Genomic DNA, 20,859 nt, shown 5'->3' with positions numbered 1-20,859 from the left:
GCAGGTGATTCAGGCATCGAGGCGCGGCCAGAAATGCGCCAACCCTGCACGCCCGGTCGGCTATCATGCCAGTCCTCTCCGAAGTGGCTCGCTATGATTTCCGTCCGTAATGTCACGCTGCGCCGTGGCGTCAATGTCGTCCTTGACCGCGCATCGGTCACCTTCAACCCTGGTGAAAAGATCGGCCTTGTGGGCCGCAATGGCGCCGGCAAGTCATCGTTCTTCGGCCTGCTCAACGGCACGCTGCACGAAGACAGCGGCGAGTTCTCGATTCCCGCGGCATGGAAGATGGGGCAGGTCGCGCAGGAGATGCCGGAGACCGAGCAAAGCGCGACCGACTTCGTCGTAGAGGGTGACACCGTGCTGCTGGCGGCACAGACCGAAGTGGCCGCCGCCGAGGCCAGCGACGACGGCATGCGGATGGCGCACGCCTACATGGCCCTGCACGACGCGGGCGCACACGATGCCCCGGCGCGTGCCCAGGCGCTGATCCTGGGCCTTGGCTTCAGTGCCGCCCAGCTTAGCCAGCCGGTCAACAGCTTCTCGGGCGGCTGGCGCATGCGACTGCAACTGGCGCGCGCGCTGATGTGCCCGTCCGACCTGCTGCTGCTCGACGAACCGACGAATCACCTCGACCTCGACGCGTTGGTCTGGCTGGAAGCCTGGCTCAAACGCTATCAGGGGACCCTGGTGGTGATCAGCCACGACCGCGAGTTTCTCGACGCGGTGACGCAAGTGACGGTGCACGTCGACAACGCCCAGCTTGTGCGCTACGGCGGCAACTACAGCAAGTTTGAAGACATGCGAGCCGAACAGCTCGTATTGCAGCAGGCCGCGATGGCCAGGCAGGCAGACAAGATCGCGCACCTGCAGAAATTCATCGACCGTTTCAAGGCCAAGGCCTCGAAGGCAAAGCAGGCGCAGAGCCGTGTCAAGGCGCTCGAACGCATGGAGAAGATCGCCCCGGTGCTGGCCGACGCCGAGTTCAGCTTCGAATTCAAGGAGCCGCTCAACGTTCCGAATCCGCTGCTGTCGATGCTGGACACGAGCTTTGGCTACCCGCCGCCCACCGGCGCGCTACCGGGCACCCCGCCCACGGTCATCGTGCGAGGCATCAACCGTTCCGTACTGGCCGGGCAGCGCATCGGTATTCTCGGTGCCAACGGCCAGGGCAAATCCACGCTGGTGAAGACGGTGGCGCATGCGCTGGCGCCGATCGCCGGTGAGATCAGCGAAGGCAAAGGCCTGAATATCGGCTACTTCGCACAGCAGGAACTCGACGTGCTGCGGCCGCTGGACACGCCGATGGAACACATGATCCGCCTGGCCAAGGACACGCCGGCTCACATGCGCGCCCCCGGCCAGAGTGGAACCGAGCAATCGCTTCGTACTTTCCTTGGCACCTTCAACTTCAGCGGCGACATGGTCCATCAGGCGGTCAGCACGATGAGCGGCGGCGAAAAGGCGCGGCTCGTGTTGTGCATGATCGTGTGGCAGCGCCCCAACCTGCTGCTGCTCGACGAGCCGACCAACCATCTCGACTTGTCCACACGCGAAGCGCTCGGCATGGCCCTCAACGAATTCGAAGGCACCGTGATGCTGGTCAGCCACGACCGCGCGCTGCTGCGTGCCGTTTGTGACGAGTTCTGGCTGGTCACCAAGGGCGGCGTCGAACCGTTCGACGGCGATCTGGACGATTACCAGCAGTTTTTGCGCGACGAAGCCCGTCGCATGCGTGAGGAAGCTGCGGCAGCGTAGCGGCATCGCCGGAAGCGGGCCAATGGAGCGCCCGCCCCTCAAAGGCGGACTTTGCATGCGGTTTGGGCCCTGGCGTATTCCTAACGCACAAACAAAAACCGGCCCGCCGCGCACCTCGATCAGGTGTGCGGCGGGCCGGTTTTTATATTCTTGCGGCGCCTCGCGCGCCGCGCTTCACGATCGGCCGGTACCGGCCGGTACCGATCAGCCGTTCGCGTAGACGACCTTGGCCTTGCGCGCTTCCGCCTGCAGGCGGGTGAAAACGTTCTGCACGGCGGCAATCACGCGCTTCACATCGTTGGCAAAGCCCAGGCTCTGGGTACCCAGTTCGCGTTCGATAAGGTCGCGTTCCAGTTGATCGGTCAGCTTGATGTCGGATTGGATGTTCATGGCGTTCTTCCTGCTAGGGGATTACCCTGATGGGGTTTTCCCGCATTGTAGCAGACCGATTGTCGCAATGCAGCATTAGGTAATCGTACGTAGTGCCAGCGCGCAACATGTGCGCGAAAGGCCTCAATTCCGCCGATCATGCGTCCATTTTCGGCGAAAATGCCGCGTTAGCCGCTTTACCTTGAGAAAGTGGCGGGATAGCCTCAGAACGTGACGCTCGACTTCAACCCGATCAGGAAGGCGTTGCCGTGGTGGGACGTCCCGCCCGGATGCAGGACGTACTGCACGTTGGGACGCAACAGCACCGATGACACCGGAGACCACGCGTAATACAGCTCGGTCACATACTCATATCCGCTGCCTGCCACGGTGTTGCTCCCGGTCCGCGCATTGTTCTGCGCCACATAGCTGGCAAACCGATCGTTGTTGTGCGTGGCACCGAAGGCCAGGCCCACGGAATCCCGCAGCCGACTCTCGAATGGCCCTGCGTACTGGACGCCAAGCGCGATCTGGTGGTCCAGCTGGGCAGTGTTGCGATCCGCCTGGGAGACGTTCAGGAACACCGTCGCGCCGCGGCCGCCCTGGGTCCCCGTGACTTGTTGCTGGATATTGATATAGACCCCAAACTGCCCGCTGCGCTGGAGCGGATCGAGGCCGGTCACGCCACGCGGGTTATGGTTGATGTCGTAGTACAGGTCGTTGCCATCGGACGTGTTGTACCAGGCCCCGAGCTTGTAAGAGCCGGGGCGCCCCGCAAAGGCCGGTAGCCAGCCCACTTCCAGCGGCAACAGCGCCCCGGTGGTGCCACTGGGATTGTTCGGTTTCCATCCGTTGTGACGCGCGTAGCTGTCGTCGACATACTTGGGATTGACCTGATAGATGCCCACCTGGGCGTAAGTCTCCTGCGAAGTCCGGTACTTGATGCGGCTGGCCCACTGGCTGGTCGGCCAGTTGACCCAGTAGCTGCCAACCAGATTGCCAGGCTGTGCGCCACAGAAGGTAAGGTTCTGGAAGTCACAGGAAAAGCTGGCAAAGTCCTCGCCAACCGTCAACCGTCCCAGCTTGATTTCGAGGCGGTCGTCCAGCAGCTTCTGATTCACCCATAGTTGCGTCAGATGCCAGGTCTGGCCGCGCCCGTAGACTTCCTGGACAAGCATGTTGTTGCCGATACCGGCGTCCGCCCCCAGATTTCGGCCATTGCGATCGGTCATCGTGAACTGAAAGGTCGCACCCCGCCACCCGGCCACCTTCTGCATATCCAGCGTCGTGCTGAACGCCCATTGATCGGCATACCGGGTCAGGTCCTCGGTGCCACCGCTCAGGTTGCGCGCCAGCTCGCTGACGTAATTCACGCCGAACGTCACGCCCTGCTCGGCCAAACGCGTGCGCTGCCCGTTCCAATCCCCGAGCAGATAGGGACTGTTGCTTACGTCGTACGCCTGCACGCCGCACGGCGCCAGACCGAGTCCGGCCCATGAAAGCAGCACCAGGCGCATGACGAGCCGGCTGCATGGATTGCCGTTCTTCCGCATGGGTTCGGTGCCCCCGTTGTCAGCCCTGTAGCGCTACTGCGGTAGCGCATAGGCAATGACGTAGTCGCCCAGCTTTGTGCCGAATGAACCGTGGCCGCCGGCAGCAATCACCACGTACTGCTTGCCGTTGACCGCATAGGTCATCGGTGTTGCCTGACCGCCGGCGGGCAGCCGCGCCTGCCAGAGCTGCCCGCCCGTGTTGACATCGAAGGCGCGCAGGTAGTTGTCCGCAGTGGCCCCGATAAACACCACGCCACCCGCCGTGACAATCGGGCCGCCCAGCATCGGCATGCCCATCTTGAAAGGCAGCGGGACGGGCGCGCTGTCACGCACCGTACCGATACGGTGCTTCCACACGATGGCATTGGTCTTCAGATCGATTGCCGCGATATAGCCCCACGCCGGCTGTTTGCACGGCAGGCCGAACGGGGACAGGAACGGATTCAGCGTCACGCCGTAAGGGACACCGTATTGCGACTGAATGCCTACCTCCGTGCCGCTGCCCCTTGCGCCTTGCACCGGCTCGACCGGATTCCCCGGGCCGCGCGGGATCAGACGCGAGACGAACGGCAGCGCGATCGGGTTGGCGATAGCAATCTGACGATCGGTGTCCACCGCGATGCCGCCCCATTCGAACATGCCAAGGTTGCCGGGGAAGACCAGCGTGCCCTGCAGCGAAGGCGGCGTAAAGGTGCCTTCGTAGCGTAGCTGGTGGAACATCACCCGGCAGACGAGCTGGTCGTACATCGTGGCGCCCCACATATCCGCGTCGGTCAGCAGTTTCTGCGGCCGAAACGTCAGCGCGGAGAACGGTTGCGTCGGCGAGACGCGATCCCCTGGCGCGGCGCCCTGCGGCACGGGCCTTTCGGGTGCGGGCACCACCAGCGCCCCGGTGCGGCGATCCAGCACGAACAGGTTCCCCGTCTTCGCGGGCGCATACACGACAGGCACCGTCTTGCCGTCCTTGTCCGTGATGTCGGCAAGCGTAGGCTGCGAAGGCAGATCCATGTCCCAGAGGTCGTGGTGAACCGTCTGATAGAACCAGGCAAGCTTGCCGGTGGACGCATGCAGCGCGAGCAGGCCCGATGCATAACGCTCCATGTCCGGCGAACGGTCGCCGCCCCAGATATCCGGCGTCTTGACGCCCATGGGCAAATACACGATGTCGAGCTTCGCGTCATAGGCGGCTGGGGCCCAGGAATTCGGCGAATTCCAGGTGTAGTGCGCGCCGGGCCCCGGAATCTTGTTCGGGTCCGGCGCGCCGGGGTCGAACGCCCACAGCAGTTCGCCCGTACGCACGTCGTACCCACGGATGACGCCCGACGGCTCGCGCGTCGAGAAGTTGTCCTCCACCGCGCCGGCCACGACAATCACCTTGCTGGTGACGACCGGTGGCGAAGTGGGCTCGTACATGCCCGGCGTGGTGACCGGCATCGCATGCTGGAGATCGAGATCGCCCTGATCCGCAAAGCCGGCGCAACGTTCACCCGTCAGCGCATCGAGCGCATAGAGGTGGCCATTGTTGACGGGCAGGATGATCCGCCGGGTGCAGGCGTCGGTGGACGGCGTTGCGGCACCGGCTGGCGCGGCGGCCGTGGCGTCGCTGGCTGTCGCAACCGGCCCGGACACCGGAGGGCTCGCCGACAGATCGACATACGATACGCCCCGGCAGGTCACGTGCTGGAATGACGGATCGGGCTGCAGCCTGGGATCGAACTTCCACTTGAGCGCGCCAGTCGCGGGGTCCAGCGCAAAAAGTTGCTGGTGGGGCGAGCAGAGATAGAGCAGGTTGCCGATCTTGATCGGCGTCACTTCGTTGGTGATTTCCACCGGATCTTTCGGCCCTTTCAGATCACCCGTACGGAATGTCCAGGCCACCTTCAGGTCCTTGGCATTCTGCGGCGTGATCTGCTGGAGCGGCGAATACCGCGTGCCTTCCTGCGTACGGCCATAGGCCGGCCAGTCGGTGCCGGCAATCCCCTCGCGATCGCTGGCCGGCGTCACCGCTGCCGTGCCGAAGGCCCCGCGGACCGTCTGTGGATCGTTGAAAGCCGCGTAGACCAGCACGCCGGCCCATATCACCAGCGCGCCGGCGAGCAGGCCAACCCCAAGCCTTGGCCTGCCCGGCAGGCGCCAGCCGACAAGCAGAAGCAGCCACACGCCGAACACGACCAGCACGCCGGCGCGCGGCGCGAGCGCCCAGAAATCGGTTCCCGATTCCCAGACGGACCAGATCGCGGTGCCGATCAGCAACAACGCATAGAGCACCAGCGCCACCGGGCTGCGCAGGTGGAGGGCCCAGGCCACCCCAAGCAGGACGATGCCGGCCACGACGTAGTAGGCTGAACCGCCGAGCGAGACCAGCCATACGCCGCCTCCCAGCAGATATAACCCTGTGAGCGCCGTGAACAGCAAGCTGACAACGCCGACGAGGCCAAGCGATCCAGGACGTGCCATTCCCTCCTCCAAGCGGTTGATCTGGGTAATCTAATCGATCCTTCAGGATAGGTCGGCCTCTTCGACTGTTCCAACATCGCGCAATCTCGACACGGAACAGCGCGCCGCTGACGCCGGGGCACCCCGGCATGTTCGTTGCTGCTTCGACGGCAGGCAGATGCGGCCCTTGCCACTTCATTCCCCTGCCTGCCAGGAGCAACCATGGAGGAAAGTCTCTTCTATCGCGGCCACCATATCGTGGTCAAAGCCGAAGAACACGTGTTTGGCAAATGGTGCTGGACGTACACCATCGACCACAAGGCAGCCTATAGCGATCACGGACCTTTTCACGGCAGCAAGCGAACGGCGATGGATGCGGCGATCAAAAGCGCGAAAGCGCGCGTTGACAGGACGTTCGATGGCGCAGCGTCTGCAAAAAAGGAGTAGGTGGGCCGCCCTTCATCGGCCGCGGGCCTCTGACTGGCAACCCTTCCGGGATGGCGCTGTACGAAACCCGTCGATTCCTGACGCAACGGCGCAAGCGGCCACGTACTACATTGATGTCGTCCGGCATCCGCCGGCAACTCGCTCAGGCCGCGCCGTAAGGTTGGCGCGGTTCTTTTTTTGCTGGGGGCGCGCCTGCCTCAGTAACTTGCGTAGTGCGATTTTTCAATGCCGACGAAACTTCTGCCGTGCCGGCCGCGCGCGGCTCAGCGTGTCGCGAAACGCTGAGGGCGAACCGGGGGTGGAAGCGGATGGTTAATGCAGGCAGTCGCAGGCAGCCGCAGACAGCCGCAGGCAGGCCGCCGCAGTCGGGCGGGTCTTGCGCCGCAAGGTGGCGGTACGACGTCTACAGGGCGCGCACCAGCAGAGACACCGCCGCGTAGACCGCGCCCACCGCCAATACGCACGCGGCGAAGACCACATAGTATTTCATGCCGTGGCGCGGCGGATCTGAATGGAAGTGATGGATGACCGGCTTCATTTATCAACCGCCGAAGCACCGGCTTTTTCGCGGCGCAACTGAGCCGCGCGCCATTCCAATGCATCGAGGGCGCCTCTCATATTCGTCAGCACCTGTGCCTCGATCGTGGCATCCCGCCCGTCCCGGGTCAGCCAGCGGACCAACCTTGTCTGGCTTGCCACATCCTTGCTGAGGTCCTTCAGATATCGCTCGACCGCCGCCAGGTCGCCCAAGTCTTCGCGTCCCATACCATTGCCCCTTACCCGGAATCGTAATTTCTACATTAATCGACGCCCGGAGGTATGGAAATCGATAACGGATTGTCCGGATATTGTCCTATCCGGACACCTCGGCATCAAAATTGTGCATGCACGCGCACACCATAAAAACGTGCGGGCCCACGATCGCGGTTGTAGCCCGGGTGCCGGATGTACTGGAAGTCCGGGCTGATGAAGAGATGCCGCTGCACGGCCAGGCTGTAGAACACCTCGCAAATCTGCTCGGGGCCATAGCGCAACGCGCCGTCGCCCAGAAAGCCGCCCAGCCCGCCCCTTGCCAGGTATTCCTGATGCTGCTTCGACAGTCCGTTGACAGCTACCGCGACCCCCAGGCTGTCCATGCCCCGATGCCAACTACCGCCCTTCAGGATCGCCCCGGCCGAAGCGCTACGCCCCACTTCGGTAAATGCATAGCTTTCGGTCTTGTCATCGGCCCAATCGGCCCTGGCATATAGCCCCAGCGATTCGCCAACCTTCTGCTCCAGGCTCACGCCTGCCCCCACCTTCGCGTGCTCGCGCCGGACCTGCGCCACATCGGGCGGGCCGCCGCTGCGGGACGCCAGATCGATGGCGTCAGAAAACGCCCCCATATGCGCGTGATTGCGCCACAGCAGCAGGCGTGCTTTCCCAGCGTTACCCAGCAGGGTATAGGCGCGCTCCACTTCCAGCATGTCGCCGTAGTGCTCGAAGATCCGGGTGTCCAGTTGCAGCCCGTTTGGCTCCAAAGGTTGCAGGAACCGGCCGATGCGCACCGCCCAGTCGCCATCGATGTACTCGACCGCCGCGCCCCAGGTATAGCCCCGCGCATCGGCGGGATAGTCGAACGAGGCGTGCGAGGCAAAAGCCGTATTGAGGTACTCGCTACGCGGATCGTGGGCGTACTCGAGGCTGTTGAAGACATCCAGCACCGACAGATTGCCAGCCGTAATGACAACGCGGCGCTTGGCCCGTGAGCCGGCAAGCTGATGAAATCCCGATTCCGCCGATTCCGTCTCGCTACCGATGGCGATCTCCTGCCTGACGAAAAGGCGAGCGCGGTAGATCGTGGGATTGGCGACGGCGGCCTTGGCCAGTTCCGCGTTGGCCAGGCCGCCCAGCCCCTGCGAATCGGAAAATGCGACACCCTGGATCAGTTCTGGGTCCAGAAAGACCGCGGCACCATGCCACAGGCGCAAACCGACGCTCAGCGTTGCCGACCATGAATAGCCGTGTTCCGCCGACGGCAGCAGGCTCTTGGTGCCTGTGTAGGCGGCCGGGAACGATGGCTTGTACTGCCAGACGTACGTCGACTGCGCATGTACCGCTATCGTCTCCTCGGGTTTCGACACCTCGCTGCCGCTGGTCGGCGCCACTTCCTCCAGACTGGCCGTGGGGTCCTCGGTGGCTGCTGCGGCGGGCGCGCCAAATACGAGGCAAGCCAGGAGAAGCGCCCAGTGCGCTGCGCGATGACCGTCAGTGAACATGGCCGCAATGTCCTCGCGCCTCCATTGATCTGAAGACAATCTAGCATTGCGCCCGGCGCCCCGATGTCAGACAGGCATCAGATCAGGTTGCGGATTTGGCTGACATGGCCAATGCATCGGCGGGCGCCATTTGCTGACGATGGGCTGGCCTCGATCCGAGGCCCCTCCTCCCTCCGATTGCGGCCGCTTCCCCAGGCGGGCGTTTTTTCGGCCTGATGCCGGCCGGTCAGCCTGCCGTGCCGGGCTCGCGCTCCGACAGCGACTCCAGCAGCTCGGCAGACGGCACGAAGAACAGGCCGCCCGTCACCGCCTGGCTGAAATCGAGCAGCCGGTCATAGTTGCCCGGCGGCTTGCCGACGACCATGTTCTCGAGCATCTGCTCGATCGGTGCCGGCGAGCGGGCGTAGCCAATGAAGTACGTGCCAAATTCGCCCTTGCCGGGCTGGCCGAACGGCATGTTGTCGCGCAGGATCTTGATCTCCTCGCCGTTTTCCTCGAGCGTCGTCAGCGTGCTGTGCGAGCAAGATGGCTTGACCGCCTCGTCAAGCGCGATGTCGTCGAGCTTGGTCCGGCCGATGATGCGCTCCTGGGCCTCCACCGTCAGGTCGTTCCAGGCATCCATGTTGTGCAGGTACTTCTGTACCAGCACATAGCTGCCGCCCGCGAACGCCGCGTCTTCGTCGCCGATGATCGTGAAACGGGCCTTGTCGTCGCCCTCGGGGTTCTCCGTGCCATCGACAAAGCCCACCATGCTGCGCATGTCGAAGTACCGGAATCCCTGCACCTCGTCGACCACGGTCACCGCGTCGCCCAGGCGCCGCATCAGCTGCATGGCCAGTTCGAAGCACAGGTCCATCTGGTCGGCGCGGATATGCAGGAGCAGATCACCCGGCGTCGCCGGGGCGCGGCGGTTGCCGGCCTCGAACTCGCGAAACGGATGCAGCGATGCCGGGCGGGGATTGCCGAAAAGCCGGCTCCAGGCATCCGATGCAAAGCCGCAAACGCAGGACAGGTTGCCCGCCGGCACACGCTTGCCCACCGAGCGCACCAGCGCGGCGATATCGCCGCAGATCGACCTGACCGTGTCGGCGTGCGCGTCGCCGTCGGAAATGGTGGCGACGATAAAGATCGCGCTGCGGGTGATGGGGCTGTAGACAGCCTGCGGAATGGGGGTGTTATCCATGTTCTTCCAGTCGCTTGACGGTGGTGGCCCAATGAGTGGTCCGATGGCTCGCCACATCGCCGCCCATGTGACAAATCCCATGGCGCGGCAAAACGGGACGCCGGCCCCGCGATGATAGGCGCCGCCCGCCCTGCGCACAATATCGCCATGGCCGCACGTCGGCAGCCCCGAGGCGACAACGGCAGCGCCTCTGGCGGCCGCGCGCCGTTCGGCGACAAGGAAGTGGCCGCCAACGGCTGGTGCAGCGGCTGGGAACAAGGCTGGTTCTTCAGCCCATCGGCGCGTCAGCCGGCACGTACCGCAGCGTGCCGGCCTGCCGCGCCGGGCCGCCGGTATCGTTCGGATGATTGACGCCATCCATGACCGGCACCTCCGCAAAATCAAACGGGCTGACGCCGTCCAGGCAAGCCACGTTGACGCCGTACAGATTCGGGTTCGAACGCCGCTGCAGATGCGTATGGATGCCGCAGCGCGAACAGAAGAAATGCCGGGCCGTTCCGGTGTTGAAGCGGTAGCTGCTCAGTAGCGCCTCGCCGCGCAGAAACCTGATGCCACCGACTTCCGCCGCGACCACGACGGCGCCTCGCATCCGGCAGTAGGAACAGTTGCAGCGGCGCACCGCGCCAAGGCCGTTGCTCAGTGTCGCCTCGAAGCGCACCGCGCCGCAGTGGCATTGACCCGTCCACCGATCCTGATTCATGTCGCTCGTCATATTGCCAATCTCTCCGCTTGTTCAACGTCCCAGGCAAATCGTGCCGGCCGTGACGACCAGGCAGGCAAGCCAGCGTGCCCGGCTGACGGTTTCGCCCAGGAACACCCGTCCGATCAGCACCGCGAACACCACGCTGGTTTCTCGCAACGCCGACACCGCGCCCATCGCACCCGACTGCAGCACCCAGATCACGATCCCATACGCGGCTAGCGACACCAGCCCGCCCGCCAGCGATACGCCGACCGACAGCGGGTCGGCGCGGACCGGCGTCCAGAGCGCCCCGGCGCCACGCATCGCAACGAACAGCACCGGCATCAGCCAGTAGAACAGGAACATCCACGCGGTGTAGGAAAGTGCCTGGCCGCCCGAAAGCCTGACGCCGATGCCGTCGATCACCGTATAGAGCGCGATCGTCGCACCGGTCGCCAGCGCAGCCAGCGCACCCGCGCGCGACACACGGCGCCCCTGCAACGCGATGGCGATGATGCCGCCCGATATCATCGCCACCCCCAGCGCGTGCAGCGGCGCGATGGCCTCCTGCGCGAACCATGCCGCCCCGAGCGTCACCAGCAGCGGCGAGGAACCGCGCGCAACCGGATAGGCCAGCGCGAGGTCGTTGCGGCGGTACGACCGCACCAGGCTCATGTTGTAGACGATATGCACCAGCCCCGATGCCACCACGTACGGCCACGCGGCGGGGGCCGGCAAGGGGCTGGCAAGGACGATGACCGTGGCCACCGCCGCGATGGCGATGCTCATCCATGTCATGGACAGGAAGCGGTCCCGATTGCCATGCAGCATCGCGTTCCAGCTTGCGTGAAGCAGGGCGGCCAATAGCACGACGCCGCCCGTCAGACTGAACATGGGGTTGCCGAATGAAAGTGAGCAGGGAACACGTCAGAACACGTCAGAACACGTCAACAGGAGGGGGAAACCATCGAGAAGCAGGATATCTATCTTGTAAGCGCGGGACAATCGAGATAAATTGGCCTGTCACGTTAGAAAATCTCCCTTCAATGAAACGCGTCTTGCCTCCGCTCAATGCCTTGCGGGCCTTCGAGGCCACTGGCCGGCTCGGCAGCATCAAGGACGCCGCCGCCGAACTGCATGTGACGCACGGCGCGGTCAGCCAGCAGGTGCGCCTGCTCGAAGAATGGCTTGGCGCCCCGTTGTTCGAACGGCATCACCGCCGGGTGGCACTGACGCCCGCGGCCAAGGCCTATCTGGACAAGGTCGGCCCCCTGTTCGAGCAGCTTTCGCTGGCCACGGCCCGATATGGCGTGACCGAGACAGTCGCCCGGACCTTGTCCGTGAACGCCTCCGCCACCTTCACCTTGCGCTGGCTGGTACCCAGGCTGGCAGCGTTTCGCGCGGCGCATCCCGACGTGGAGGTCAGCGTGGAGACGTCCAACATGCCGCTGGAAAGCCTTGGCGACGGGTATGACGTGATCATCCGGGGCGGTCCGGACACGTTCTACGGCTTTGCGACCCGCTCTTTCCTGCACGAGGAACGGGCGCCGGTCTGCAGCCGGGCGCTGCTGCAGCGCCTGCCGCTCCAGTCGCCAGGCGACTTGCGGCAACACACGTTGCTGCACACCTCGAGCCTGCCCCGTCTCTGGCCAGACTGGCTGGCCAGCGCGCAGATGCCGACGCTGATCCCGGCCGCCACCCTGCACTTCGACCACTTCTATCTGACCTTGCAGGCCGCCATCGACGGCATCGGCATCGCAATTGGGCCAATCGCGCTGGTGGCCGACGATCTGGCCACCGGGCGGCTGGTCGAGCCGTTCGCCACGCCGCGCCTGCCATCCCGCAGCTATTGCACCTACGTGCCGGATCACAAGTCTGGCGATGAACTGGTCGGGCAATTCTGCGCATGGCTGGAGCGCGAGGGCATGGCACCTCAAGGCCCCGCCCGCTAGCCCGCCGCCGCCCCGTTTCGGGCCCCGTCTCCGATTTTTTTGGGGAAATTTGCGAAAAGGTGGTCTGTTCCGGATTCTCGCGTGACATAGCAAGTAAGACCTTCCTTGCTGATGCTCCGCAGTCCGTTCTCCGTATGCCTTCTGACCGCCACGCCTTTCGTCCCGCTTTTCGCCACGCCCTGCGTCCCTCGACACTGATTCCGCGTACCCTGCTTGCCGCAGCCCTTCATGCGGCAGGACTGATCGTTGCGGCCCCCGCCACTGCGCAGAGCGTTCCCGCGCAAGCGGCCGCCGTCCACGCCTACGACATCCCTGCCGGCCCCTTGCAGGCCGCGCTGAACCGCTTCGGACGCGAGGCCGGCATCCTGCTGGCGTTCACGCCCGAGCAGACGGCCAACCTGACCACCAGCGGCCTGCGCGGCCCGTACACGGTGCAGGCCGGACTGGACCACCTCCTGGAAGGCACCGGCCTGGGGGTGACCCGGGATAACGGGAGCTATCTTCTTGTACGGCGGGAATCGGTGTCCGCGGCCGCGTACGACGCGGCCGGGACTACCCTGCCCAAGGTGACCGTCAGCGCCACGGGCCCGGCCGACAGCTATCGTCCGCAGCCCAGCCCGTCCACGCTGCGGTCCGACCTGCCGCTCCAGGACACGCCGCAGGTCGTCAACATCGTCCCGGCCCAGGTGCTGCGGGACCAGCGGCCCCGCAATCTGGACGATGCCCTGGGCAACGTCAGCGGCATCACACAGGGCAACACGCTCGCCGGCACGCAGGACACCATCATGAAGCGCGGCTTTGGCGGCAACCGCGACGGCTCGGTCATGCATAACGGCATGCCGCTGGTGCAGGGTCGCGGTTTCAACGCGGCCGCCGAAAGCGTGGAGGTGGTCAAGGGGCCGGCGTCGCTGCTGTACGGCATCATGGACCCGGGCGGCGTCATCAACATCGTCAGCAAGGTGCCGGAACGCCAGCGTCATACGGAGATTTCGTTGCGCGGCTCCACGTACGGGCACGGCAAGAACGGCGCAGGAGGCACCCTCGACACCACCGGCGCCGTTGGCGACACGCCGCTGGCCTACCGGCTCGTGGCGGACTACACCGACGAGCAGTACTGGCGCAATTTCGGGGTCCACCGCGAAACGCTGATCGCGCCATCGGTGGCCTGGTACGGCAAGGACACGCAGGCCGTGCTGTCGTACGAGTACCGAAAATTCCTGTATCCGTTCGATCGCGGCACGGCGCTGGACCCGCGCACCAACGAACCGTTGCCCATTCCGAGCCGCCGGCGGCTCGACGAGTCGTTCAACGAGATGGGCGGCGAATCGCACCTGGCGCAGCTATCGGTGGACCACCAGTTCAATGCCGACTGGAAAGGTCACTTCGGCTACAGCTACAACCGCGAGACGTACGATGCAGGCCAGTTGCGCGTGACCGGCGTGAACACCCCCAACGGCACGCTGAGCCGCAACAACGACGCCACGCATGGTGCGTTGAGCACGGACAGCTACGGCATTGCCTACGTCGACGGCAACTTCCGGCTCGGCGGCATGCGCCATAACCTGCAGCTGGGCATGGACCATGAGTACCGGCTCATCTATCGCAAGGACCTGCTGCGCCAGGCCACGCGATACACGTTCAGCTACCTGAATCCGGTCTACGGCCTGGAAAGCCCGTCCACCACGGTCTCGGCCAGCGACAGCGACCAGACCGATTCGCTGCACAACACGTCGGTCTTCCTGCAGGACAGCCTGTACCTGACCGACAAGTGGATCCTGGTCGGCGGCGTGCGCTTCATGACGTGGAGCCAGATGGCGGGGCGCGGCCGCCCCTTCACGGCCAATACCGACATCTCGGGCAACAAGTGGCTGCCGCGCGCCGGCATCGTCTACAAGGCCACGCCGGCGGTATCGCTCTATGCGAGCTATACGGAATCGCTCAAGCCGACCTCGACCATCGCGCCGCTGAGTTCGGGCGTGGTCATCGACTCCTCGGTGGCGCCCGAAGAGGCGAAATCGTGGGAACTGGGCACCAAGGTGGACCTGGCTGGCGGCCTGACCGGCACGTTCGCGCTGTTCAACATCGACAAGAAAAACGTACTGGTATCCCAGTACAACGACGTCACCAAGCTGACGGACTGGCGCACGTCGGGCAAGGCCCGCTCGCGCGGCGCCGAGCTGGACGTCTCGGGGCAGATCGGCGCCCGCTGGAACGTCATCGCCAGCTACGCCTATATCGACGCCAAGACCACCGAAGACCCGCTGTACGCCGGCAACCGGCTCTGGAACGTGGCCCAGCACACCGCATCGCTATCCGCCGTCTACGACTTCGGGCAGATCTTCGGCGGCGACCGCCTGCGGCTGGGCGGCATGGTCCACTACGTGGGCAACCGGCCCGGCGATTCGGCCAACAGCTTTTCGCTGCCGGCCTACACGCTGTTCGACGCGTTTGCCACCTACGAGACACGCATCAGCGGCCAGAAGGTGCGCTTCCAGCTGAACGCGAAGAACCTGTTCAACCGCGTGTACTACCCGTCCAGCGCCAACCGCTACTTTGTGGCCGTGGGCGACGCCCGCCAGGTTTCCCTGATCACCACCCTCGAGTTCTGACCATGCATGCATCGCCGAAAACAAGCCGATGGGTACGCTCGGCGCTCGCCGCGTTCGGCACGGCCTGGGCCCTCTGGGCAGCACCCGCTTCCGCCGCCGATCGCACCATCGCGCTCGTGACGCAGGTATCGAGCCCCAGCGCCGCGACAGACCGGATGGTGAAGACCCATCTCGAATCGCGCGGCTATCGCGTCACGATCCATGATCAGGGTGTGGCGCCCGACGCGGTTGCCAATGCCGATTGCGTGATCCTGTCGTCCACGGTCTCGGCCAAGTCGATGCAAACCGGATGGCGGCAACTGCGCACGCCGCTGGTGACGTGGGAGAACGACTATCTCGACGACCTGGCCATGACCGGCAAGCGGCACGACACCGACTTTGGCGAAGCACCGCGCGAACGCTATGTCTGGCTCGTCAACGCGCCGCATCCGGCCGCCGCCGGGCTGCCGGCGGGCGTGGTCAACGTGTACCGGAAGCAGGCCGCCATGAGCTGGGGCAAGCCGGGCCTGGGCGCCAGCACCATCGCCACGCTCTATGGCCAGCCCGACAAGGCTGCCGTCTTCACCTACGAGACAGGCGCGACGATGGATTACGAGGCCATTGCCCCGGCGCGGCGCGCCATGTTCTTCCTGGACAACGAGACGTTCCCCAACCTGTCGGCCGAAGGGCTGCGCCTGTTCGATGCCGTCGTCGACTGGGCGGCAGAGCCCGGGCGCCGGTAGCGCGATCACCCAAGCCAGGACAAGGCTTCCTCCAGCGACAGCACGGCGGTGCGCGACGCGAACGCCGTGGCGAACAGGTGATCGTGGACGACCGGGTCCGGGTCGTAGCAGCAATCCTTGACCGTCAGCAGCCGGTAGTCCGCGTCGCTGGCGTACGCAACGGACGACAGCATCACGCCGGTCGAGGCAATCCCCACCATGACCAGCGTATCGATACCCTGGGCCGACAGCCGCACCTGCAGGTCGGTGCCGAAGAACACGCTGGCCCGATGCGCGACGATGACGGGTTCGTCGGGCTGGCGGCCCAGCTCCGGCGATATCCGGTCCTCGACGAACAGGCCCAGTTGCCGGATGCCCTGCCCGTTCCGGTTCAGTGGGCTGATCTCCGGATAACCGGGCGCGAAGTGGATCTTCGCAAAATAGACGCTGACGCCCCGCGCCCGGGCCGCGTCGCAAAGCCGCCGCGTGTTGGCCAGCAAGGTGGGCGCGACGTCCGGAAACAGGTTCAGGATGTCCGTCTGATAATGCATGACCACCAGCGCCGTCTGCGCTGGCACACAGGTCGGCATTGGCATGCTCGCTCCGGGTTCCAGTTTGTTTTGAGACCTATTCGTCACCGGCGGCAATCAGCCACGCCGGGCCGCCTCGATGGCGGCAATGTCGATCTTGCGCATCGTCATCATGGCGTCGAACACGCGCTTGGCCGCCGCGCGGTCGGGGTCGGAGATCCCGGCCAGCAGCACACGCGGCGTGATCTGCCACGAAATCCCCCAGCGGTCCTTGCACCAGCCGCATTCGCTTTCCTTCCCGCCGTTGTCGACAATCGCGCTCCACAGGCGGTCGGTTTCGGCCTGGTCGTCGGTGGCGATCTGGAAAGAGAACGCTTCGCTGTGCTTGAAGTGCGGGCCGCCGTTCAGCCCGACGCAAGGAATGCCGGCCACCGTGAACTCCACGGTCAGCACGTCCCCAAGCTTGCCGTCGGGATAGTCGCCGGGCGCCCGCATCACCGCGCCGACCTTGCTGTCGGGGATGTGCTGGGCATAGAAGGTGGCCGCGTCCAGCGCGTCCCGCTCGAACCACAAACAGATCGTGTTCTTGCTGCTCATGCTGTGTCTCCTGATGGATGTCCGGCGCCGGTATCTTACCCCCGCCTTCCCGGATAGTCTGGCCCAAACGTGCTGTCCACAAATCCTACGAGAATTCGTAGGGGCGTCCGGCTGTCCCCGGCCGGGCAATTGCAGCGCGCCCGTGTAAGCGCTACACACGCGGCCTGCAGCTCCCCGCCAGCCCTGCGGCGCCTACAAGCCTGGCCCCTGGCATCGCAATTGCAGCGACGAGATGTTTCGCCAGAAAGAAAATCGCGTCATGGCGCAGGCCTTCACCCGCGCGGAAGTCCTTGTTCTCAAGCTGCTTGCCCTTGGCGTGCTGGTTCTTGTCGCCGTCGCCCTAGGGGTGGCCCGCTGGTCCATGGCCCCACAGATCGAGATGCAGGATCCCGTTGCGCAACCCATACCGTTCAGCCACAAGCATCACGTCTCGGACGATGGGATCGACTGCCGCTATTGCCATGCGTCCGTGGAGACGTCGGCTTTTGCCGGCATGCCGGCCACCAGCGTATGCCTGACCTGTCACAGCGTGCTGTTTCGCGACGCGCCGATGCTGGCGCCGCTGCATGCCAGCCTGCGCGACAACCGCCCGCTGGCGTGGACACGCGTGCATGACCTGCCCGATTTCGTGTATTTCGACCACAGCATCCACGTTGCCAAGGGTGTGGCCTGCCAGGCGTGCCACGGGCGGGTGGACCAGATGCCGCTGACGCGCCGGGTGGCACCGCTCGACATGCAGTGGTGCCTGGCATGCCACCGCGACCCTGCCCGCCACCTGCACGCGCCAACCGACATCTTTGCGATGCGCGAGCGCCCCCCGCTGGCGCCGGACGAAATGGCCCTGCTGCAGAAGATGTATCACCTGCAGGACACGCGACGCCTCACCGATTGTTCCACCTGTCATCGATGACGCACCGGCCCGTGATTCCGATCGTTCCCGCGGGCGAAGCCGCCGACGCGTCCGCGCCCACCGACGCCCCCGACAGCCGCGCCCGGCGCGACTTCCTGCGCGTGATGGCCGCCTCGGCCGCGCTGGCCGGGAGCGCCTGCAGCGGGCCGCCGAAGGAGACCATCGTCCCCTACGTCCACATGCCCGAGGGCATGGTGCCGGGCCGGCCGCTGTTCTACGCCACCGCGCTGACACGCCATGGCTATGGCACCGGCGTCCTGGTCGAAAGCAACATGGGCCGCCCGACCAAGATCGAGGGCAATCCGCGCCACCCTGCCAGCCTGGGCGCCACGCATCCATTCGACCAGGCCGCCGTGCTCCAGCTATGGGACCCCGACCGCAGCCAGACGCCCTGTCGCGGCGCCGCCATGTCGACCTGGCAGGCTTTCGACGCAGCCCTGGCCATCCAGCGCACGCAGTGGCGGGACCGCGATGGCGAGGGGCTGCGCCTGCTGACCGGCAATGTCGGCTCGCCTACGCTGGCGGCACAGATCGGGCGCTGGCTGGAACGGTATCCGAAGGCCGTCTGGCACGCCCACGATCCGGTCCAGGACGGCATCCCGGCCATCGACCTGGCCTTTGGCGATGCGGTGGACCCTGTCGTCGATATCACGCCAGCCCGGCTCGTGGTGACCTTCGATGGCGATCTGCTTGGCCATGGGCCCGGCGCCGTACGGCACGCGCACGACCTGATGGCCGACCGCCGCGGCGTGGCACCCGCGCTGGCGCGCCGCCTCTATGCGATCGAATCGTCGCCCACGCTGACCGGTGAAATCGCCGACCACCGCCTGGCACTGCCACCGCATGACATCGAACGCCTGGCGTGGTCGCTTGCGCGCAGGCTGGGCATGCCCGAAGCGGCGGCGGACACACCCGTTCCCGACAACGCCATGGCGCGCCGCTGGCTCGATGTGCTGGCCCGGCGTCTGACCGAAACCCCGCCGGGTCAGTCGTTGCTGGTTCCGGGCGACAACCTCGCGCCGCCCACGCAGGCGCTGATCTGGCGCATCAACGCCCGGCTGGGCAATCTCGGCAAGGCGGTACGCACGGTTGCCCGATCGCCGAGACGCCCCCTGGGCGACCGCCATTCGCTCGCGGCACTGACCCAGGCCATGCAGGCCGGGCAGGTATCGGCGCTGCTGGTCATCGACGCCAACCCGGCGTATGACGCGCCTTGCGACGTGGACTTCCGTGCCGCGCTGGCCCACGTGCCGTGGTCGGCCCACCTGGGGCTGTACCGCGACGAAACGGCACGCCTGACCACCTGGCATCTCCCGATGGCGCACGATCTGGAGCGGTGGAGCGACGCCCATGCGTGGGACGGCACCGCATCGATCGTGCAGCCGCTGATTGCGCCGCTCAATGGCGGCCGCTCGGCCCATGAACTGCTGTCCGCCGCCACCGACGACCTGCCGGCATCCGGTCACGCGCTGGTGCGCGCGCACTGGCAGGCGCGCCAGCCGTCCGGCTTCGATGACTTCTGGCAGCTTGCCCTGCGCACCGGCGTGATCCCAGAGACGGCCGCACCCGCCGTGCAGCCAGACTTGCACCGCCACATCGCGCCCCCGCCATTCCCCGCGCCGCCGCTGGTCGCACGCTTCACGCCCGACCCCGCCACCGATGCCGGCGAACTGGCCAACAATGCCTGGCTGCAGGAACTGCCGCGCGCGCTGACGCGGCATACCTGGGACAACGCGGCGCTAATCGGCCCGCTGACGGCCCGGTCGCACCGTCTGGCTACCGGGGACATCGTGCGGATACGCCGCGAGGACGGCCGGGGCCAGGCCGTCGAGGCGCCGGTATGGGTCATGACGCATCAGGCCGAAGGGGTCGTCACGCTGCCGCTCGGCTATGGGCGGCGCCATGCCGGGCGCGTTGGCAACGGCGTGGGCTTCGACGCCTATGCGCTGCGCACGTCCGCCGGGCCGCACGCCATCGCCGTCGAGGCGACCGGCGCTACCCATGCGTTCGCGGTGGTGCAGACGCAGACTTCGATGGCGGGCCGCGAGGTGGCCCCAGCCGCCACGGCCGCCGCGTACCGCCGCGATCCGCATTTCGCGCAGCGCCATGCACCGCAGGCCGCCCCATCGCTCTACCCGCGCTGGCCCTACCCCAACGAACGCTGGGGCATGACGGTCGACCTGAACGCCTGCATCGGCTGCAATGCGTGCACCATCGCCTGCCAGGCCGAGAACAATATTCCCGTGGTGGGCAAGGCCGAGGTGGCGCGCGGGCGCGTGATGCACTGGATACGCGTCGATCGCTACGACGACGGGCATGACACCGAAGGCCACCCGGTACGCACCGTGTTCCAGCCCGTGCCGTGCATGCATTGCGAGGACGCGCCGTGCGAGCTGGTGTGTCCGGTGGGCGCCACGGTCCACGACAGCGCCGGCCTCAACGTGCAGGTCTACAACCGCTGCGTCGGCACGCGCTTTTGCTCCAACAACTGCCCGTACAAGGTGCGGCGTTTCAACTTCCTGCAGTACAGCAACCAGGGCGACGACCGGCCGCCGCCGGCCTACAACCCCGACGTGACCGTGCGTAGCCGGGGTGTGATGGAAAAATGCACGTACTGCCTGCAGCGCATCACGCGCGCCCGGATCGAGGCGGAAAAGCTCGGCCGGCCGCTGCGCGATGGCGATGTGGTGACCGCCTGCCAGGCCAGCTGCCCGACGCAGGCCATCGCGTTCGGCAATCTCGACGATCCGCGGAGCCAGGTGAGCCAGCTCAAGCAGGCACCGCGCAACTTCGACCTGCTGGCCGAACTGAACACGCGGCCCCGCACCAGCTATGCCGCGCTGGTCACCAACCCCGACGAGGACCTTGCCTAGC

Annotated in this window: 18 protein-coding genes; 7 read left to right on the top strand and 11 right to left on the bottom strand. The window is 65.7% G+C overall.

What is annotated here, in order from left to right; genetic code table 11:
- Positions 1 to 93: 93 nt before the first annotated feature.
- Positions 94 to 1,758, top strand: coding sequence for an ABC-F family ATP-binding cassette domain-containing protein (locus tag AC24R4_RS10335; protein WP_487523009.1), 1,665 nt, complete (start codon positions 94 to 96; stop codon positions 1,756 to 1,758).
- 204 nt (positions 1,759 to 1,962) lie between these two features.
- Here AC24R4_RS10335 and AC24R4_RS10330 read toward each other — a convergent pair whose 3' ends face one another.
- From AC24R4_RS10330 to AC24R4_RS10320, 3 genes are all read right to left on the bottom strand, one after another.
- On the bottom strand, positions 1,963 to 2,148 hold the full coding sequence (locus tag AC24R4_RS10330) for a hypothetical protein (RefSeq protein WP_153948563.1): 186 nt from the start codon (positions 2,146 to 2,148) through the stop codon (positions 1,963 to 1,965).
- A gap of 203 nt (positions 2,149 to 2,351) precedes the next feature.
- Positions 2,352 to 3,644 (bottom strand): carbohydrate porin, encoded by a 1,293-nt coding sequence (locus AC24R4_RS10325; RefSeq protein ID WP_487522928.1) that lies wholly within the window; start codon positions 3,642 to 3,644, stop codon positions 2,352 to 2,354.
- 69 nt (positions 3,645 to 3,713) lie between these two features.
- Complete coding sequence (locus AC24R4_RS10320; protein WP_487522927.1) at positions 3,714 to 6,137, bottom strand: glucose/quinate/shikimate family membrane-bound PQQ-dependent dehydrogenase; 2,424 nt, start codon at positions 6,135 to 6,137, stop codon at positions 3,714 to 3,716.
- A gap of 201 nt (positions 6,138 to 6,338) precedes the next feature.
- On the opposite strand from AC24R4_RS10320, the gene AC24R4_RS10315 reads away from it, so the two are divergent.
- Positions 6,339 to 6,563: a hypothetical protein gene (locus tag AC24R4_RS10315; protein ID WP_487522926.1), complete on the top strand. Its 225-nt coding sequence runs from the start codon at positions 6,339 to 6,341 to the stop codon at positions 6,561 to 6,563.
- Between the two features lie 403 nt (positions 6,564 to 6,966).
- Here the strand turns inward: AC24R4_RS10315 and AC24R4_RS10310 are convergent, their stop codons facing one another.
- From AC24R4_RS10310 to AC24R4_RS10285, 6 genes are all read right to left on the bottom strand, one after another.
- The gene (locus AC24R4_RS10310; RefSeq protein WP_487522925.1) at positions 6,967 to 7,101 is read right to left on the bottom strand and encodes a hypothetical protein; all 135 of its coding nucleotides are present in this window, start codon (positions 7,099 to 7,101) and stop codon (positions 6,967 to 6,969) included.
- Positions 7,098 to 7,328: a hypothetical protein gene (locus AC24R4_RS10305; RefSeq protein WP_487522924.1), complete on the bottom strand. Its 231-nt coding sequence runs from the start codon at positions 7,326 to 7,328 to the stop codon at positions 7,098 to 7,100. The genes AC24R4_RS10310 and AC24R4_RS10305 overlap by 4 nt, the downstream gene beginning before the upstream one ends.
- A gap of 107 nt (positions 7,329 to 7,435) precedes the next feature.
- Positions 7,436 to 8,821: a carbohydrate porin gene (locus AC24R4_RS10300; RefSeq protein WP_487522923.1), complete on the bottom strand. Its 1,386-nt coding sequence runs from the start codon at positions 8,819 to 8,821 to the stop codon at positions 7,436 to 7,438.
- Positions 8,822 to 9,047: 226 nt separating this feature from the next.
- Entirely contained in the window at positions 9,048 to 10,004 is a 957-nt protein-coding gene (locus tag AC24R4_RS10295; protein ID WP_487522922.1) for a Dyp-type peroxidase, read from the bottom strand.
- A 268-nt stretch (positions 10,005 to 10,272) separates the two neighbouring features.
- Positions 10,273 to 10,716: a GFA family protein gene (locus tag AC24R4_RS10290; RefSeq protein WP_400396874.1), complete on the bottom strand. Its 444-nt coding sequence runs from the start codon at positions 10,714 to 10,716 to the stop codon at positions 10,273 to 10,275.
- A gap of 21 nt (positions 10,717 to 10,737) precedes the next feature.
- Positions 10,738 to 11,580 carry an EamA family transporter gene (locus AC24R4_RS10285; RefSeq protein WP_400396877.1) on the bottom strand — a complete coding sequence of 281 codons (843 nt, stop codon included), beginning with the start codon at positions 11,578 to 11,580 and terminating at the stop codon, positions 10,738 to 10,740.
- Positions 11,581 to 11,732: 152 nt separating this feature from the next.
- Between AC24R4_RS10285 and AC24R4_RS10280 the strand changes: the two genes are divergently transcribed.
- The 3 genes from AC24R4_RS10280 to AC24R4_RS10270 all read left to right on the top strand — a co-directional run bounded on the left by AC24R4_RS10280 (position 11,733) and on the right by AC24R4_RS10270 (position 15,969).
- A complete protein-coding gene (locus tag AC24R4_RS10280; RefSeq protein WP_487522921.1) occupies positions 11,733 to 12,638 on the top strand; it encodes a LysR substrate-binding domain-containing protein in 906 nt (301 codons plus the stop codon).
- Positions 12,639 to 12,772: 134 nt separating this feature from the next.
- Positions 12,773 to 15,247: a TonB-dependent siderophore receptor gene (locus AC24R4_RS10275; protein WP_487522920.1), complete on the top strand. Its 2,475-nt coding sequence runs from the start codon at positions 12,773 to 12,775 to the stop codon at positions 15,245 to 15,247.
- A gap of 2 nt (positions 15,248 to 15,249) precedes the next feature.
- Complete coding sequence (locus AC24R4_RS10270; RefSeq protein WP_487522919.1) at positions 15,250 to 15,969, top strand: hypothetical protein; 720 nt, start codon at positions 15,250 to 15,252, stop codon at positions 15,967 to 15,969.
- Positions 15,970 to 15,974: 5 nt separating this feature from the next.
- Here the strand turns inward: AC24R4_RS10270 and AC24R4_RS10265 are convergent, their stop codons facing one another.
- The gene (locus tag AC24R4_RS10265) at positions 15,975 to 16,544 is read right to left on the bottom strand and encodes a cysteine hydrolase family protein (RefSeq protein ID WP_487522918.1); all 570 of its coding nucleotides are present in this window, start codon (positions 16,542 to 16,544) and stop codon (positions 15,975 to 15,977) included.
- A gap of 51 nt (positions 16,545 to 16,595) precedes the next feature.
- Positions 16,596 to 17,075, bottom strand: coding sequence for a VOC family protein (locus tag AC24R4_RS10260; protein WP_487522917.1), 480 nt, complete (start codon positions 17,073 to 17,075; stop codon positions 16,596 to 16,598).
- 259 nt (positions 17,076 to 17,334) lie between these two features.
- Here AC24R4_RS10260 and AC24R4_RS10255 point away from each other — a divergent pair, with 259 nt between their 5' ends.
- Together AC24R4_RS10255 and AC24R4_RS10250 are read left to right on the top strand one after the other, a co-directional pair.
- Entirely contained in the window at positions 17,335 to 17,985 is a 651-nt protein-coding gene (locus AC24R4_RS10255; protein WP_487522916.1) for a cytochrome c3 family protein, read from the top strand.
- The gene (locus tag AC24R4_RS10250) at positions 17,982 to 20,858 is read left to right on the top strand and encodes a 4Fe-4S dicluster domain-containing protein (protein WP_487522915.1); all 2,877 of its coding nucleotides are present in this window, start codon (positions 17,982 to 17,984) and stop codon (positions 20,856 to 20,858) included. The genes AC24R4_RS10255 and AC24R4_RS10250 overlap by 4 nt, the downstream gene beginning before the upstream one ends.
- Position 20,859 lies beyond the last annotated feature (1 nt).

It is taken from the genome of Cupriavidus sp. CER-90 (genome assembly GCF_057652055.1).
The sequence above is the reverse complement of the archived record's forward strand: the minus strand, read 5'-3'. Positions and strand labels throughout refer to the sequence as shown.

Coding starts and splice junctions, on each gene's coding strand:
- AC24R4_RS10260 (WP_487522917.1), bottom strand. CDS start 17,075: ATGAGCAGCAAGAACACGATCTGTTTGTGGTTCGAGCGGGACGCGCTG.
- AC24R4_RS10285 (WP_400396877.1), bottom strand. CDS start 11,580: ATGTTCAGTCTGACGGGCGGCGTCGTGCTATTGGCCGCCCTGCTTCAC.
- AC24R4_RS10295 (WP_487522922.1), bottom strand. CDS start 10,004: ATGGATAACACCCCCATTCCGCAGGCTGTCTACAGCCCCATCACCCGC.
- AC24R4_RS10310 (WP_487522925.1), bottom strand. CDS start 7,101: ATGAAGCCGGTCATCCATCACTTCCATTCAGATCCGCCGCGCCACGGC.
- AC24R4_RS10265 (WP_487522918.1), bottom strand. CDS start 16,544: ATGCCAATGCCGACCTGTGTGCCAGCGCAGACGGCGCTGGTGGTCATG.
- AC24R4_RS10315 (WP_487522926.1), top strand. CDS start 6,339: ATGGAGGAAAGTCTCTTCTATCGCGGCCACCATATCGTGGTCAAAGCC.
- AC24R4_RS10290 (WP_400396874.1), bottom strand. CDS start 10,716: ATGACGAGCGACATGAATCAGGATCGGTGGACGGGTCAATGCCACTGC.
- AC24R4_RS10250 (WP_487522915.1), top strand. CDS start 17,982: ATGACGCACCGGCCCGTGATTCCGATCGTTCCCGCGGGCGAAGCCGCC.
- AC24R4_RS10255 (WP_487522916.1), top strand. CDS start 17,335: ATGGCGCAGGCCTTCACCCGCGCGGAAGTCCTTGTTCTCAAGCTGCTT.
- AC24R4_RS10330 (WP_153948563.1), bottom strand. CDS start 2,148: ATGAACATCCAATCCGACATCAAGCTGACCGATCAACTGGAACGCGAC.
- AC24R4_RS10275 (WP_487522920.1), top strand. CDS start 12,773: ATGCCTTCTGACCGCCACGCCTTTCGTCCCGCTTTTCGCCACGCCCTG.
- AC24R4_RS10280 (WP_487522921.1), top strand. CDS start 11,733: ATGAAACGCGTCTTGCCTCCGCTCAATGCCTTGCGGGCCTTCGAGGCC.
- AC24R4_RS10305 (WP_487522924.1), bottom strand. CDS start 7,328: ATGGGACGCGAAGACTTGGGCGACCTGGCGGCGGTCGAGCGATATCTG.
- AC24R4_RS10300 (WP_487522923.1), bottom strand. CDS start 8,821: ATGTTCACTGACGGTCATCGCGCAGCGCACTGGGCGCTTCTCCTGGCT.
- AC24R4_RS10335 (WP_487523009.1), top strand. CDS start 94: ATGATTTCCGTCCGTAATGTCACGCTGCGCCGTGGCGTCAATGTCGTC.
- AC24R4_RS10320 (WP_487522927.1), bottom strand. CDS start 6,137: ATGGCACGTCCTGGATCGCTTGGCCTCGTCGGCGTTGTCAGCTTGCTG.
- AC24R4_RS10325 (WP_487522928.1), bottom strand. CDS start 3,644: ATGCGCCTGGTGCTGCTTTCATGGGCCGGACTCGGTCTGGCGCCGTGC.
- AC24R4_RS10270 (WP_487522919.1), top strand. CDS start 15,250: ATGCATGCATCGCCGAAAACAAGCCGATGGGTACGCTCGGCGCTCGCC.